Source organism: Streptomyces sp. Edi4 (genome assembly GCF_040253615.1).
Lineage (GTDB): Bacteria > Actinomycetota > Actinomycetes > Streptomycetales > Streptomycetaceae > Streptomyces.
The window spans coordinates 65,138-80,633 of sequence record NZ_JBEJGY010000003.1 but is presented as its reverse complement, the minus strand read 5'-3'; the positions used below and the strand labels follow the sequence as shown (position 1 = coordinate 80,633).

Annotated in this window: 13 protein-coding genes; 6 read left to right on the top strand and 7 right to left on the bottom strand. The window is 70.3% G+C overall.

The features are described 5' to 3' along the window. Window position 1: 1 nt before the first annotated feature. The 3 genes from metK to ABR738_RS02045 all read right to left on the bottom strand — a co-directional run bounded on the left by metK (window position 2) and on the right by ABR738_RS02045 (window position 4,095). On the bottom strand, window positions 2-1,213 hold the full coding sequence (gene metK / locus ABR738_RS02055) for a methionine adenosyltransferase (RefSeq protein ID WP_350228213.1): 1,212 nt from the start codon (window positions 1,211-1,213) through the stop codon (window positions 2-4). Between the two features lie 32 nt (window positions 1,214-1,245). After that, window positions 1,246-2,664: an adenosylhomocysteinase gene (gene ahcY, locus ABR738_RS02050; RefSeq protein WP_350228212.1), complete on the bottom strand. Its 1,419-nt coding sequence runs from the start codon at window positions 2,662-2,664 to the stop codon at window positions 1,246-1,248. Window positions 2,665-2,862: 198 nt separating this feature from the next. Beyond that, window positions 2,863-4,095 (bottom strand): glycosyltransferase, encoded by a 1,233-nt coding sequence (locus tag ABR738_RS02045; RefSeq protein ID WP_350228211.1) that lies wholly within the window; start codon window positions 4,093-4,095, stop codon window positions 2,863-2,865. 360 nt (window positions 4,096-4,455) lie between these two features. Between ABR738_RS02045 and ABR738_RS02040 the strand changes: the two genes are divergently transcribed. Further along, on the top strand, window positions 4,456-5,718 hold the full coding sequence (locus ABR738_RS02040) for a cytochrome P450 family protein (protein ID WP_350228210.1): 1,263 nt from the start codon (window positions 4,456-4,458) through the stop codon (window positions 5,716-5,718). 89 nt (window positions 5,719-5,807) lie between these two features. Here ABR738_RS02040 and ABR738_RS02035 read toward each other — a convergent pair whose 3' ends face one another. Beyond that, window positions 5,808-7,025, bottom strand: a complete 1,218-nt coding sequence (locus ABR738_RS02035; RefSeq protein ID WP_350228209.1) for a cytochrome P450 family protein — start codon at window positions 7,023-7,025, stop codon at window positions 5,808-5,810. Between the two features lie 213 nt (window positions 7,026-7,238). Between ABR738_RS02035 and ABR738_RS02030 the strand changes: the two genes are divergently transcribed. Then, window positions 7,239-7,742, top strand: coding sequence for a VOC family protein (locus ABR738_RS02030; protein WP_350228208.1), 504 nt, complete (start codon window positions 7,239-7,241; stop codon window positions 7,740-7,742). A gap of 77 nt (window positions 7,743-7,819) precedes the next feature. Here the strand turns inward: ABR738_RS02030 and ABR738_RS02025 are convergent, their stop codons facing one another. Further along, window positions 7,820-8,842, bottom strand: coding sequence for a methyltransferase (locus tag ABR738_RS02025; RefSeq protein WP_350228207.1), 1,023 nt, complete (start codon window positions 8,840-8,842; stop codon window positions 7,820-7,822). 145 nt (window positions 8,843-8,987) lie between these two features. Next, window positions 8,988-9,368: a hypothetical protein gene (locus ABR738_RS02020; protein WP_350228206.1), complete on the bottom strand. Its 381-nt coding sequence runs from the start codon at window positions 9,366-9,368 to the stop codon at window positions 8,988-8,990. A 190-nt stretch (window positions 9,369-9,558) separates the two neighbouring features. Here ABR738_RS02020 and ABR738_RS02015 point away from each other — a divergent pair, with 190 nt between their 5' ends. The 4 genes from ABR738_RS02015 (at window position 9,559) to ABR738_RS02000 (ending at window position 13,579) form a co-directional block, all read left to right on the top strand. Further along, entirely contained in the window at window positions 9,559-10,548 is a 990-nt protein-coding gene (locus ABR738_RS02015) for a Gfo/Idh/MocA family protein (RefSeq protein ID WP_350228205.1), read from the top strand. Window positions 10,549-10,609: 61 nt separating this feature from the next. Further along, window positions 10,610-11,653, top strand: a complete 1,044-nt coding sequence (locus ABR738_RS02010; protein ID WP_350228204.1) for a methyltransferase — start codon at window positions 10,610-10,612, stop codon at window positions 11,651-11,653. Beyond that, window positions 11,653-12,732, top strand: coding sequence for a methyltransferase (locus ABR738_RS02005; RefSeq protein ID WP_350228203.1), 1,080 nt, complete (start codon window positions 11,653-11,655; stop codon window positions 12,730-12,732). Before ABR738_RS02010 ends, ABR738_RS02005 begins: the two co-directional genes overlap by 1 nt. A 124-nt stretch (window positions 12,733-12,856) precedes the next feature. Further along, a complete protein-coding gene (locus tag ABR738_RS02000) occupies window positions 12,857-13,579 on the top strand; it encodes an SDR family oxidoreductase (RefSeq protein WP_350228202.1) in 723 nt (240 codons plus the stop codon). Between the two features lie 171 nt (window positions 13,580-13,750). Here ABR738_RS02000 and ABR738_RS01995 read toward each other — a convergent pair whose 3' ends face one another. Continuing rightward, on the bottom strand, window positions 13,751-15,376 hold the full coding sequence (locus ABR738_RS01995) for an MFS transporter (RefSeq protein WP_350228201.1): 1,626 nt from the start codon (window positions 15,374-15,376) through the stop codon (window positions 13,751-13,753). Between the last annotated feature and the right edge of the window lie 120 nt (window positions 15,377-15,496).

The following is a 15,496-nucleotide window of genomic DNA, read 5'->3' as shown; positions in this document are numbered from 1 at the left end:
GTCAGATCCCCGCGGCGGTGCGGAGCGCGTCCACCCGGTCGGTGCGCTCCCATGTGAAGTCCGGGAGCTCGCGGCCGAAATGGCCGTAGGCGGCGGTCTGGGCATAGATCGGGCGCAGCAGGTCGAGGTCGCGGATGATGGCGGCCGGACGAAGGTCGAAGACCTCCGAGACGGCCTTCTCGATCCGGTCGGTTGCCACGCGCTCGGTACCGAAGGTCTCGATGAACAGACCGACCGGCTCGGCCTTGCCGATGGCGTACGCGACCTGGACCTCGCAGCGCGCCGCGAGACCGGCGGCCACGACGTTCTTGGCGACCCAGCGCATCGCGTACGCCGCCGAACGGTCCACCTTGGAGGGGTCCTTGCCGGAGAAGGCGCCGCCGCCGTGCCGCGCCATGCCGCCGTACGTGTCAATGATGATCTTGCGGCCGGTCAGACCCGCGTCGCCCATCGGGCCGCCGGTCTCGAAGCGGCCGGTCGGGTTGACGAGCAGCCGGTAGCCGTCGGTGTCGAGCTTGATGCCGTCGTCGGCGAGCTGGCCCAGGACGTGCTCGACGACGAACTCCCGGATGTCCGGGGTGAGCAGCGAGCCGAGGTCGATGTCGGCGGCATGCTGCGAGGAGACGACGACCGTGTCGAGGCGGACCGGGCGGCTGCCCGAGTACTCGATGGTGACCTGGGTCTTGCCGTCGGGACGCAGGTAGGGGACCGTACCGTCCTTGCGCACCTCGGTCAGCCGGCGGGAGAGGCGGTGCGCGAGCTCGATGGGCAGCGGCATGAGGTTCGGGGTCTCGTCGGTGGCGTAACCGAACATCAGGCCCTGATCGCCGGCGCCCTGTTGGTCGAGTTCGTCGGCGGCCGCCCGGCCCGTCCGCTGCTCGTATGCGACGTCGACGCCCTGGGCGATGTCGGGGGACTGGGCACCGATGGAGACGGAGACACCGCAGGAGGCGCCGTCGAACCCCTTCACCGACGAGTCGTAGCCGATCGCCAGAATCTTCTCGCGGACGAGTGCGGCGATCGGCGCGTACGCGGAGGTGGTCACCTCACCGGCCACGTGCACGAGACCCGTGGTGATCAGGGTCTCCACGGCCACCCGGGAGGTGGGGTCCTTGGCCAGCAGGGCGTCGAGGACGGTGTCGCTGATCTGGTCGGCGATCTTGTCGGGGTGGCCCTCGGTCACGGACTCAGAGGTGAACAGACGGCGGGACATGCGTACTCCAGGGGTCGGTGTTCCGGGCCGGGTCAGTAGCGGTAGTGGTCCGGCTTGTACGGGCCTTCGACCTCGACGCCGATGTACGCGGCCTGCTCCGGGCGGAGCTCGGTGAGCTTGACGCCGAGCGAGGCCAGGTGGAGGCGGGCGACCTTCTCGTCGAGGTGCTTGGGCAGCACGTACACGTCGGTCGGGTACTCGTTCGGCTTGGTGTAGAGCTCGATCTGGGCCAGGGTCTGGTCCGCGAAGGAGTTCGACATGACGAAGGAGGGGTGACCGGTCGCGTTGCCGAGGTTCAGCAGGCGGCCCTCGGACAGGACGATCAGCACCTTGCCGTCGGGGAAGGTCCAGGTGTGCACCTGGGGCTTGACCTCGTCCTTGACGATGCCCGGGATCCTGGCCAGGCCGGCCATGTCGATCTCGTTGTCGAAGTGGCCGATGTTCCCGACGATCGCCTGGTGCTTCATCTTGGCCATGTCGGCGGCCATGATGATGTCCTTGTTGCCCGTCGTGGTGACGAAGATGTCCGCCTTGTCGACGACCTCGTCCAGGGTCGTGACCTGGTAGCCGTCCATCGCCGCCTGGAGCGCGCAGATCGGGTCGATCTCGGTGATGATCACGCGGGCGCCCTGGCCGCGCAGGGACTCGGCGCAGCCCTTGCCGACGTCGCCGTAACCGCAGACGACCGCGGTCTTGCCGCCGATGAGGACGTCGGTGGCGCGGTTGATGCCGTCGATCAGGGAGTGGCGGCAGCCGTACTTGTTGTCGAACTTCGACTTGGTCACGGCGTCGTTCACGTTGATCGCCGGGAACAGGAGGTCGCCGTCGCGCATCATCTCGTACAGGCGGTGGACACCGGTGGTGGTCTCCTCCGTCACACCGCGGATCTCGGAGGCCAGCTGGGTCCAGTCGATGGAGGTGGCGCCCAACAGCCCCAGGACCACGGCCAGTTCCTCGTTGTCGGCGGTGGACGGATCCGGTACCGCGCCCGCCTTCTGGTACTCCACGCCCTTGTGCACCAAGAGCGTGGCGTCACCGCCGTCGTCCAGGATCATGGTGGGGCCCGCGTAACCGGGCCAGGTCAGCGCCTGCTCGGTGCACCACCAGTACTCCTGCAGGGTCTCGCCCTTCCAGGCGAATACGGGGATTCCGGCGGCGGCGACGGCGGCGGCCGCGTGGTCCTGGGTGGAGAAGATGTTGCAGGAGGCCCAGCGGACCTCGGCGCCGAGCGCGACCAGGGTCTCGATCAGCACGGCGGTCTGCACGGTCATGTGCAGGGAGCCGGTGATGCGTGCGCCGGCCAGCGGCTGCGTGGCGGCGTACTCCTTGCGGATCGACATCAGGCCGGGCATCTCGTGCTCGGCGAGGGTGATCTCCTTGCGGCCGAAGGCGGCGAGGGAGAGGTCGGCGACCTTGAAGTCCTGGCCGGCGCCGGTGGCGACAGTCGTCATGCGAGCTGCTCCTCGTGAAGGGAATCGGCAGGGTCCGGCCCCGGCCACCGCGAGCCCGTTCACGGGCCGCTCTCGGTGTGTGGCACTTGTGCCACCGGTCTGCTCGGCGTGGTGAGTGTCCGCGTGCTGCCTTGAGCGCCTCTGGACCGGGCCCGGCTGCTCACGCGCACCGCCCGGTCCGGCTGAAAGCCGCCGGCCTCAGCCGCGGTCCCGGTGGTGCGCGACGAACTTCTCCAGCAGGGGGACCGTGTCGTTGGGGCTCGGCATGGCCAGCCAGTCGGCGTGCACCCGACGCGCCCCCTCCTGGAACGCGGGCTCGGACAGCAGCCGGATCAGCTGGGCGCGCATCTCCTTGGCCGAGAGGCGCACCGGGTGCACATAGAGGCCCGCGCCGTGGCGCACCACGTACTCGGCATTGGGGTGGTATGCAATGCCCCGGTCGTCCACCACGGCCAGTTGGGGCACGCGGTGGGCGACGGCGGCCGCGGTGGTACCGATGCCGCCGTGGTGGACGATCGCCGCGCAGCTCGGCAGCAGCAGGTTCAGCGGGAGGTAGTCGACGGTGCGGATGTTGTCCGGCGGCCGCAGCCCTTCCAGCTGGGAGGCGTCGAGCGTGGCGACCACCTCGATGTCCAGGCCGTCCACCATGTCGAGCAGCGCCGGGATCATCACCCTGTCGTTGTCGAACATCCGCTGGGTGACTCCCAGGGACAGCGCGACCCGTGGACGGGTGGGCTTGGACCGCAGCCAGCCGGGGACTTCGGCGGCGCCCGCGTAGGGGATGCGCCGCAGAGGCACGGTGCGGGCGCGGCTGGGCAGCCTCATGTCGGCGGGGTTCGGGTCCAGCGTGAACTGGCCGAGCACCAGCTCGTCGTCGACCTCGACACCATGGCGTTCCGCGGCCGGGCGCACGATCTCGGTCACCGGGTGCGCGAGGCCCGCCGCCCGAAGGTCCTCACGGTGCTCATCACTGCGGTGGTCGGCCCAGCCCAGGAAGTCGCCGCCCCACAGCACCCGGCCCTGTGCCGCGCCGCAGGCCCGGGCGGCGACGGCGGCACCCGGCCAGTTGGGGTCCCACAGCACCAGGTCCGGACGCCAGTCGCGGGCCACCGCCACCAGGTCGTCCACCCCGCCCCAGCCCGATGTCCCGGTGGCGTCCGCCGGGTGGAAGATCCGTGAGGACGCCAGGGTGTACGTGCTGAGGGTGGCCCAGTTGTCGCCGTCGCGGGCAAGGTCCACGGCCAACGCCTTCGCGAGGCGTTCGCGGTGGTCCTCGGACAGCATGAAGTCACCGACGGCGGTGGGGGAGGCGATGGTGTCCGGCCTACCGAGCGGAACCGCGTTCAGGCCCGCCCCCGTGATGGCCGGGGCCAGGTAGGGGTGTGAGGCGATCCGGACCTCGTGTCCCGCGCCCTGAAGGGCGTAGGCCAACGGAAGGGTCGGGTAACAGATGGGAGGTCAGGGGCCACACAACGATCAGGACACGCATGGGTTTCTCCTCTACGGGCCGGGACCGGACCGATACCGAAAGACAGGAACCGGCCTCCGGACGGGTGGCCGGCCATGACGGTGCGGCGGCAGGCTCACACGCCCGGGTCGAGAGCGGCTCGAGACGGTGAACGGCCTCTGGCCACCCAGGGGGAGGGCACGGGGCGCAGCCGGGCGAGAAACGCGGCTTTGGGGGAGCGCGGATGCGGCCTTCGAGAGGACGGCGGGTGCCGGGCCCGCCCCGCCCGCTCCGCATGAGTCGTTCCTGAGTGGCAGTCGAGCGGGGGGCCCTACCTTTCGGCCATGACGACAACCGAAGCAGAAGCGACGCCGGAGCCCGCTCTCCGCAACGGCCCCGGCGGGACGGAGTTCATCGCCGATCTCACCGGCTGCGACCCGGAGTTCACCGCGGACCCCCACCCCTATTTCGCGAAGCTGCGCGCGCTCGGCCCGGTGCACCGGGCCCGCGTCATGGACGGCCGGCTCGGCTGGCTGATCGTCGGGCCCGGCGAAGCGCGGGCCGCTCTGAAGGACTCGCGGTTCAGTACGGACGCGCGGTACCTCAAGGCCTGGCCGGACATGGGCCGCAGTGCCATCGGCACCACTATGCTCCAGGCCGATCCGCCCGATCACACGCGGCTGCGCAAACTGGTCTCCAAGGAGTTCACTCCGCGCCGCATCGAGGCGCTGCGCTCCCGGATCCAGGAGATCACCGACGAACTCCTGGACGCTGTCGTGCCGTTGGGGAGCGCGGACCTGGTGAAGTCCTTCAGCCTCCAGCTGCCGCTCTCCGTGATCTGTGAACTCTTCGGTGTGCCCGAGAAGGACCGCGACGACTTCCACCGCTGGTCCAGTGAGATGTCCGCACCGCCGACGCCCGACGCGGCCCAGGCGGCGGGGGAGGCCATGGCGGGCTACCTCGGGGCCCTCATCGCGAGCAAGCGCGCCGACGGCGGCGACGATCTGCTGAGCGACCTGGTGCGCACGACCGACGCCGGCGACCGGCTGTCGGACGAGGAACTCTTCGGCATGGCCTTCCTGTTGCTCGTGGCCGGACACGAGACCACCAACAACCTGATCGCCGGCGCGTTCTCCTTGCTGCTCCAGCACCCCGAGCAGCTCGCCGCGCTCCAGGCCGACTGGTCGCTCCTCGACGGCGCGATAGAGGAGACGATGCGCTACGAGGGACCGGTGGAGGTCTCCGCCTTCCGTTACACCACCGAACCCGTCGTCATCGGGAAGACCGAGATACCCGCGGGCGAGGTGGTGATGGCCGGGCTCGCCTCCGCGTCACGCGATCCCGAGCGGTTCACCGAGCCCGAGCGCTTCAACATTCTGCGCGACCCGCGCGAGAGCCGGGGCCACATCGGGTTCGGCCACGGCATCCATGCCTGCATCGGTGCCCCGCTGGCCAAGCTGGAGGCGGGCATCGCCCTGCGTACGCTGCTGGAGCGCTGCCCGGACCTGGCCCTGGCGGTCGATCCGGCGCAGCTCCCCTGGCGTCCGCCCACCCTCTTCCTGCGCAGCCTCGAGCGGCTGCCCGTCCGCTTCGGCCCGGCCGACTGAGCACGACGAACGGCGCCCCGGTCCCCTTTGGCAGGAGGGGGACCGGGGCGCCGTCGTGCGGGCCACGGGCCGGCGGCGTCAGCCCCGTCTCAGGCGACCGGTGCCGTTGGACGCACCAGGACCGGAAGGCTCGTCAGGCCGCGCATCATGACGCTGGGGTGCCAGATCAGGGTGGCCGGGTCGACGGCGAGAGCCAGATCGGGGCAGCGCTCCAGGAGGGCGCGCACGGCAGCCTTCGCCTCAAGCCGGGCGAGGGGGGCGCCGAAGCACGCGTGGATGCCGTGTCCGAAGGCGAGGTGGCCGCCGGCGTCACGGCGGATGTCGAAGCGGCCGGCGTCCGGGAAGCGCTTCGGGTCCTGGTTGGCCGGTGTGTTGCCGATCAGTACCAGTTCGCCGCCGCCGGGAATGACCACTCCGTCCAGGCTGACCGACGCCGTGGTGAACCGGTGCAGCGAGGTGCCGGTCGGTCCGCTGTAGCGCAGCATCTCCTCGACGGCGCCGTCCAGAAGCGAGAAGTCGGCGCGCAGGGCGGAGCATTGCTCGGGGTGCCGGAGCAGCGCCACCATGCCGTTGGCGATGAGACCCGTGGTCGTCTCCTGCCCCGCGATGAGCAGCAGGACGGCCATGCCGACCAGTTCCTCGGTCGACAGCGCGTCCTGGTCCTCGCCGCTGGTGCGGACCAGCGCGCTGAGCAGATCGTCCCCGGGCCGGGCCCGTTTGTCCTCCAGCAGGGCGGTCAGATATCCCGTGAGCTCACCCATGGCGGCTTCCGCGCCACCGTCGCCCAGGCGCTTGGTGATCTGTGTTGACCAGTCGTGAAACTTCTCGCGGTCGTCGAAGGGGACGCCGAGGAGTTCGCAGATGACGGCGGCGGGCAGCGGGTAGGCGAAGTCGGTGACGAGGTCGGCCCGGCCCTCGGACTGAGCGAGCATCGCGTCGATCAGCTCGTGGGTGATCTCCTGGACCCGGCCCTCCAGCGCGCGGATGCGCCGGGGAGTGAACTCCCGCACGACCAGCTTGCGCAGCCGGGTGTGCCGGGGCGGGTCGGACATCAGCATGTTCGGCGCGTCGGCCACGAGGTCGGTGAGGCCCGCGTCCTTCGCGTTGCGCATGTTGTTGGAGAGGTGCGGGTCGCAGAGCGCGGCGCGGGCGGCTTCGTAACCGACCACCAGCCAGGCGGTGAACCCCTCCGGCAGCAGGACCCGGTGCACCGGACCTCGCGCGCGCAGCTCGGCATAGACGGGGTGCGGATCGCGGGCGAAGTCCTCGCCGAGTGCTGCCAGATCGATGACGTCCTCTTCGCTCATTACGCACCCCTTCACGCTGCTTTTCCGCTGGTGGTCGCAGGCTATGGGCTACCGCTGGAGGTCCGGTCGGCCTGGAGTCAAGCGACCCGGCGGGGCACATGCGTTCCCCGGGTGGACTGCGCCGCTCCACGGGGCAGTTAGGACAGAGACTGACCTACTCCGCAATAACGTGGACACAGTTCGCGCACGTGGTTTGCAAGGAGGACCATCACCATGACCGTCAAGGCGATCCCCAGGGGCTACTCCACCGTCACGCCCTGGATCATCTCGGCCGACGCCGCCCGGCTCATCGACTTCATGAAGGAGGCGTTCGGGGGCGAGGAGCTGGGGCGCATGGTGGGGGCCGACGGGCGCGTCGAGCACGCCGAGGTCCGCATCGGGGACGCGGTGGTGATGATGTTCGACCGGCACTCGCCCGACTGGCCGGACACCCCCGCCTTCCTGCGCCTCTTCGTCGAGGACGCCGACGCCGTGCACCGCCAGGCGGTCACGGCGGGCGCCACTTCGGTGACCGAGGTGACCGAGCTGTTCTTCGGGGACCGCGTCGGGCGGGTGCGCGACCCGCTGGGCAACCTGTGGTGGATCCAGACCCACATCGAAGACATCAGCCCCGAGGAGCAGCAACGGCGGCTCGTCAAGCCGGAGTTCGTAGAGGCGATGGAGTACGTCCAGAACGCCGAGTTCTTTCCGAAGGCGGACGGCGAAGCCGGCGCCTGACGAGGCGAGCCGTTCACCGCGCGGGAGCTGACCTCTTGGCTCTGCTCCGCGGCCGCGGCCGCGGAGCCAAGAGGTGGTCAGGCGACGACGGCTTCGATGACGGACATCAGGCCGGGTGTCGGCAGGATCCGCTCGATCTTGAAGCCTCCCTTGCCGAGGATCTCCTCGAAATCCTCCTGGGTGCGCTCCTTGCCGTCGTGGATGACCATCATCATCGCGTCGATGGTCTTGCTGGCATCGGGCTCGTTGCCCGGAGGGATGACCGGGTCGATGACCAGCAGTCGGCTGCCCTCGCGCATCCCCTCCCGCACCGACTTCAGGATGCGCAGGCAGTCGTCGTCGCTCCAGTCGTGCAGCACCGACTTCAGGAAGTAGTAGTCGTATCCGGCCGGTACCCGCTCGAAGAAGTTGCCCGCCTCGGTGCTCCAGCGACCGGCCAGCTCGGGCACGTCCAGACGGTGCTCGGCGAGGACCGACTCCTGGTCGTACAGCGCACCGGTGATCTCGGGGTTGACCGCCAGGACGCCCCGCAGCAGGTCGCCCCTTCCGCCGCCGATGTCGATCACCTTCGCGCCCGCGGGGAACGCGTAACTCGAGGCGATCTGTTCGATCCACTGGCGGGAGAACCCGGCAGTGCCGGAGTTGAACAGCGTCGACAGCTCGGGAACCGTCTGGAGGTACGGGAAGAACTGGGCTCCGTACATGTCGTCGAAGACGGTGTGCCCGGTGCGTACCGTCTCGTGCAGCCGGCCCATCGGCTTCCAGTACAGCTCCTCGTTGCCCAGCATCAGGAAGCTGTCGTGCAGCGACGCGGGCACGCCGGGCCGCAGGAGGTTGGCCAGCACCGTGAGGTGGAACCTGCCCTGCTCGTCCTCGCGGAAGACCTCCCGCGTCGCCAAGTACCGCAGGATGCGGTGCAGATGGGGACCGTTGACACCGGTCAGCTCGGCCAGCTCCGCCGGAGTGCGGGGGCCGTCGACGAGATGATCGGCGACACCGAAGCGGGTCACCGTGTAGAGCGAAGCGGAGTAGAGGTAGCCGTTCATGTGCTCCGAGAGCGTGGCGCTCAGTTCATTCGCGTCGGGCTGAGCGGAAGTCATGGTGTGCCTCCAGTGTTGAGGGGTGGGAAGGAGCCCGTCGACGGGCACGGCAACACCCTGACCGCGCCCGCATGAGCCACGGCACAGAGGCGCTCGCGCACCGCATGAGACCAGGTGTCCCGGCCGCGGGCCGGCTGGGCCCCGGTCAGTGCCGCGTGCCGCGCGCCGTGACCTCGGCCCGGTCCAGGAGGTGGTCCTCGGCGTCGTAGACGTGGGAGCTGCCGGTACTGGTGAAGACGTCACCGTCCAGCACGACGTGCTGCTCGATGTCCACCCACCCGGTGTACGTGCCGTCCTCCTCGTAGACGAGCTCCGCGATCCGGAAGGTGAACCGGTTCTCGCCCGTCGCGGTCCAGCTGCCCGCGCCCACGCACCCCGCAAGCGGGCCGCGCAGCAGCAGCGCTCTGCCGTTCGTGGTGAAGCGCAGGGTGCTGGCGTACGTCCCCCGCTCCAGGAACAGCTCCTCCTTCCAGGTGCCGACCGGTGACTGCGTCGTGGCCTCGGCATCGGTGGCCGTCTGACCCATCTCATCTCTCCTCACTCGGCGTGCCGCCCAGGCTCGCCACCATCGGGCCCCTGGCTCGACAGCCACTCGAGCCGCGGTCTTCCGGCCGGGAGGACAACACCGCAAGAGGACACCAACGCCATACGAAGGCTCGCGGGGACCACACCCGCGTGTCCTGACAGCCGGGCCCCCCGAAAGCGAAGGAGCCGTCTTGTCCACCGTCCATCCCCCCGCCCCCGTCCGCATCGGCGTTCTGGGCTGCGCCGACATCGCCCGACGCAGGATGCTGCCCGCCTTCGCCGCGCAGCCCGGCGCCCGCCTGGCGGCGGTGGCCAGCCGGCGCGTGGCCGGAGCCGACGCACTGGCCCACGCGTACGGCTGCCGTGCGGTGCACGGCTACGACACCCTGCTGAGCAGCGAGGAGGTCGACGCGGTCTACATCCCGTTGCCCGCGTCCCTGCACGCGCACTGGGCTGAGGCCGCCCTGCGTGCCGGGAAACACGTGCTGGCCGAGAAGCCGCTCGCCGACGCGCCGCACGAGGTGGACCGGCTGTTCCGGATCGCGGCCGAGCGGCGGCTGGCGCTGATGGAGAACGTGATGTTCCCGCACCACGGTCAGCACGCCGCGGTCCAGGCCCTGGTCGACGACGGCGCGATCGGTGAACTCCGCGCCTTCCAGGCCGTGTTCGCCGTGCCCGCACTGCCGCACGACAACATCCGCTACCGTCCCGAGCTGGGCGGAGGAGCGCTGCGGGACACCGGTGTCTACCCGGTCAGAGCAGCGGTCCACTTCCTCGGGCCCGCGCTGCGCGTCGTCGGCGCGACCGTGGCCCGGGGGCGCGGACACCGGGTGGACACGGCCGGGGCCGCGCTGCTGTGCACCTCCGGCGGCGTCACGGCCCAGCTGTCCTTCGGCCTCGACCACGCCTACCGCGGCAGCTACGAGTTGTGGGGCAGCGCGGGCCGTATCACCGTCGAGCGGGCCTTCACCCCGCCCGCGGACCACGCCCCCCTGATCCGTCTCGAGGACGCGGCCGGGGGCAGGGTCGTCGAGGTGGCGCCGGACGACCAAGTGGCCAACGCGGTCCGGGCCTTCTGCGACGCCGCACGCCGCCGGACGGCTCCCTCGGACGCGGTACGGGAGCAGACGCGGCTCCTCGACACCATTCGCCGAATGCAGCAGGCCTCGACCGGCCGTTGAGGCCCCTCCCTCATGGTGACTGCGACAGAGCAATGCCAGTGCCACCAAAGGGGACGAGGCGATGACCGACACGGCAAGCGAGCTGGACCCGCCGGCACGGGCGGGGGCTGTGCCCGAGACAGCCCTGATGCCGCTGCTGATGGGAGGTTTCGTCACCCAGTCCATCGGTGTGGTCGCGCGCCTCGGAGTCGCGGACGTGCTGGCCGCCGGGCCCCGGCACGTGGACGAGATCGCCGCCGAGGTCGGAGCGCACGCGCCCAGCCTGTACCGGGTGCTGCGGGTGGTCGGGGACTTCGGTGTGCTCACGGAACTGCCGGGGCGCCGCTTCGCGCTCACCCCGCAGGGCGAACTGCTGCGCAGCGACCGTTCCCCCTCCCTGCGGGGACTGGCCACCCACTTCGCCTCCCACTTCCACCGCGCGGCCTGGAGCCACCTGTACGAGAGCGTGTGCTCCGGGAAGCCCGCCTTCGACCTGGCCCACGGCGAGCCGCAGTTCGACTACTACCGCACCCATCCCGAGGAAGCGGCCGTCTTCGACGGCGCGATGACCTCGGTCGCCTCCGCGATCTACGCCACCCTTGAGGCGTACGACTTCGGCAGGTTCGGCACGGTCGCCGACATCGGCGGCGGCAACGGCGCCTATCTGGCCGCAATCCTCTCCTCGTACCCGAACCTGCGGGGCATCCTGCTCGACCTGCCGGACGTGGTCGAACGGTCAGCCTCCGTCCTGACGGACGCGGGCGTCGCGGACCGCTGTGAAGTGGTCGGCGGCTCCTTCTTCGAGAAGGTCCCCGCGGGAGCCGACGCCTACGTCCTGACGGCCGTCGTGCACGACTGGGACGACGACCGCTCGGTGGAGCTCCTGCGCAACGTGCGTGCGGCGATGCCCGACCACGCCACCGTGCTCCTGGGCGAACCGGTGGTCCCGGACGGGCCCGAACCCTCCGCCGCCAAACTCCTCGACCTGGAGACGCTCGTCGGCACCACGGGCCGACAGCGCACCGCAGCCGAGTTCCGTGACCTGCTCGACCGCTCGGGGCTGCGTCTGACCCGCGTCATCCACAGCTCGGGACCCGACAGTCTCGTGGAAGCGGTGGCCCGCTGATGGCGACGCCCTTCGGCTTCCATGGCTCCGACATCACCAAGGAGGGCGAGCAGCCCATGGGCAGCGAACTTGAACTGGACGGCAGCCTCCGGCTCCTCGAGCTCGGCGACGGCATCATCTACGCCAGCGCGCTCCATCTGGCGGCCGAGCTGAAGGTGGCCGACCTGCTCGCGGACGGCCCGCTCTCGGCGGCGGAGCTGGCCGGCCCCACCGGCACCCACGCTCCGAGCCTGCACCGCCTGCTGCGCACCCTCGCGGGCTGCGGAGTGTTCACGCAGGACTCCACCGGCCGCTTCGCGCTGACGGAGGCAGGCGAGCGCCTCCGGTCGGACCACCCGCTCTCGGTGCGCACGACGGTGGCGCAGCAGGGCAGGCTGACCGCCAGGACCTTCCAGTACGCCGAGCACGCCCTGCGCACCGGTGAGGGAACCTTCGCCAAGGCGTTCGGGCAGCCCGTCTGGGAGTACCTCAAGGATCACCCGGAGGAGGGCGCCGACTTCGACACCGCGATGCACGAGCACAGCCGGGTGGAACTCGCCGCGATCGTCCAGGCGTACGACTTCGCCGGTGCGGGCCGGATCGTCGACGTGGGCGGGGGAGACGGCACCCTGCTCGTCACCGTTCTGGGCGGCAACCCCGGGGCCACCGGTGTGCTGTTCGACCTGCCGCACGTCGTCGAGCGCAACCGCGTCGAGGACGCCGGGCTCCAGGACCGCGTCGAGGTCGTCGGCGGCGACATCTTCGGCGACATCCCCGCCGGCGGCGATCTCTATACGATGAAGTCGGTGCTGCACGGCTGGACCGACAACGAGGTCGTCACGATCCTCGGCGGCATCCGCAAGGCCCTGAAGCCGGGCGGCACGCTGCTCCTGATCGAGCGGGTCATCCCCGCGGGCAACGCCCCGCACCCCAGCAAGGCGTTCGACCTGGCCATGCTGATCATGGCCGGAGGCCAGGAGCGGACGCAGCAGGAGTACGTCGCGCTGCTCACCGAGGCCGGGTTCCGGGTCGACCGCATCATCGGCACGGAGTCGTCACTGAGCATCGTTGAGGCGCGGCCCACGGACGACGCGGTCTGACGCGGTCGCGCACGGGGAGGGGCCACCGGCCGGAGCCGGTGGCCCCTCCCCGCGCGCGTGCCCGCCGCGTCCCCGCCGAGCCGCGGACCAGCCGCGCCCTAGGGCCGCCTGTCACCCTCCACCCATGACTGCCACATCGAGGATTTCCCTGATCACCGGGGCCAACAAGGGCATTGGGTACGAGGCCGCGCGACGTCTGGGCGCGCTGGGCGCGACCGTCCTGGTGGGCGCCCGCGACCGGGCCCGCGGCGAGTCCGCGGTGAAGGCGCTGCGCGACGAGGGCACCGACGCGCACTTCGTTCAGCTGGACGTCACGGATCCCGCCTCGGTCGCCGCGGCCGCGCGCCACGTGGGCGAGCGGTACGGCCGCCTGGACATTCTGGTGAACAACGCCGGGGTCAACGTCGAATGGCCGGCGGCCCAGCCGAGCGAGGTCTGTCTCGACGCGCTGCGGACCACCTTCGAGACCAATGTGTACGGCCTGATCGCGGTCACCAACGCGTTGCTGCCGCTGCTGCGTCGCTCGTCGGCGGGCCGGATCGTCAACGTCTCCAGCGAGATGGGGATTCCGGCCTGGCTGGCAGGCTCCGAGATCCCGGCGATCACCGGCTACTCCCTCTCGAAGGCGGCGGTGAATATGCTGACCGTGCTCTACGCGAACGAGCTGCGGGGCACGTCCATCAAGGTCAACGCTTGCTCGCCGGGGTTCGTCGCCACCGACATCAACCACGGCGTGGGCGTGCTGACGGCCGTGGAAGGCTCGGCCGTCGAGGTCCGGGTCGCCACGCTGGACGCCGACGGCCCGACCGGCGTGTTCATCAACGACGGCGGCACGGTGGCCTGGTGACCCCGCACGGCCGCCGACGGCGTGCCGCCCGGAACCGCTGCGACGCCGACGGCCGGTCCCCCAAGGACTGCGCACCGCGCTGACGCCGCGGGCCGGTCCCACAAAGACTGCGGTCCACCGGACTCCTTCGAGTCGGTGGACCGCAGTCGTCGTTCAGCGGACCCGTCTGTTTCAGGTGGTGCGCAGGGCTGGGGCGGGCTCGCTCTCCCCGGAACCGCGATCGGCCTTCCCGGGAGCGGGATCCGCCCGCGCGACCGGCCCGGAGACGGACTCATCGGCCGGCGCCGGAACTGACTCGGCCGCCTGCGCCGTGTCACCGGAGCCGTCCGGCTCGGGAACCGCGAACTGCGACTGCGCCGCCCTGGGCAGGGCGAACATCAGGAGGAAGGCCAGCGCCATTCCCCCGGCCACCCACCACAGCGAGTGAGTGAAGGCACCGACGAATGGCTCACCGGCCGTCGTGGACCCCCCGGCCTTGCTCTTCGCGACGTTGAAGAACGCCACCGAGGTGAGGCCGAGACCGAGCGAAAGACCGAGCTGGTTGACCGTGTTGACGAGCCCGGACGCGGAACCCGCGTGTTCGCCCGGCACTTCGGAGAGCACCGCGCTGGTCAGCGGGGCCATGATCATTCCCAGCCCTGCACCGGCGACGATGAGCGGCACGATCAGCTGTGCGGACGTGATGCCCGTACCATGCCGGTCCGCCAGCCAGCCGTAGTCCGCCAGGCCGGCCATCAGCAGCAGCGCGCCGCCCTGCAGCACCTTGCGGCCGAACCTGGGCACCAGCTTCTGGATCGACATCAGCGCCGAGACGGCCATGGTCACGCCGAAGATGAGGCTGGTCAGCGCGGCGTGCAGCGGCGTCCAGCCCAGGCCGATCTGCATGTACAGGGCCCCGGTGAGGGAGAAGAGACCGAAGGACGTACCGAAGATCAGCTGTACGGTGATGCCCGCCGCGAAGCTCCTGACCTTGAACAGCGACAGCTCGACGAGGGGGAATCCGTGGCGGCTGATCTTGGCGCGCTGGTGGAGCACGAAAACGCCGAAGACGACAAGGCTCGCCGGCATGCACACCAGGGTCCAGGCGGGCCAGCCCAGTTCCTGACCGCGGGTCAGCGGATACAGCAGCATCAGCATGCCGAGCGTGGCCAGGGCGATGCCCCCGAGGTCGAGTCGTGGCGCCGAGGGCGCCTTCGACTCGGTCAGGCAGCGCCGGCCCAGGATCAGGCCGATGATGCCCAGGGGGACGTTGACCAGGAAGATCGGGCGCCATTCCAGGCCGAACAGGTTCCACTCGGTGAGCAGCGCGCCGATGACGGGCCCGGAGACGGCACCGATGCCGCTGACGGCACCGAACATGCCGAAAGCCTTGCCCATCTCCTGCGGAGCGAAGGTGACCTGCATGATCGCGAGCACCTGCGGCACCATGAGGGCGGCCATGAGGCCCTGTAGGACGCGGGTCGCGATCAGCATGTCGGGGCCGACGGCCAGGCCGGAGAGCGCCGAGGCGAGGGTGAACCCGGCCATGGCGATCAGGAAGATCTTCTTGCGGCCGAAGATGTCGCCGAGCCGGCCACCGGTGATGAGTCCGACGGCGAACGAGAGCGTGTAGCCCGCCGTGATCCACTGGACAGCCGTGTTGGAGGCACCGGTGTCATGTTGAATGCTCGGGATCGCGATGTTGATGATGGTCGCGTCGAGTAGGTCCAGCAGAGTTGCGGTCAGCAACACGGCCAGGGCTACCCAGCGCCGGGGGTCCGCAGCGGGGGGCGCCGCTGCTTCACTGGCGGAGCTCATGGGCCTCTTGACCTCTCCTGTGAGGGATGGGGGTGACTTCGCGAGTCTGTGGCAGATGCCTCGAGGGGCACTCGCGTCAGACCGGAGGCAGTCGCTCCGGTGTTCGCCGCGAGGGCCCCG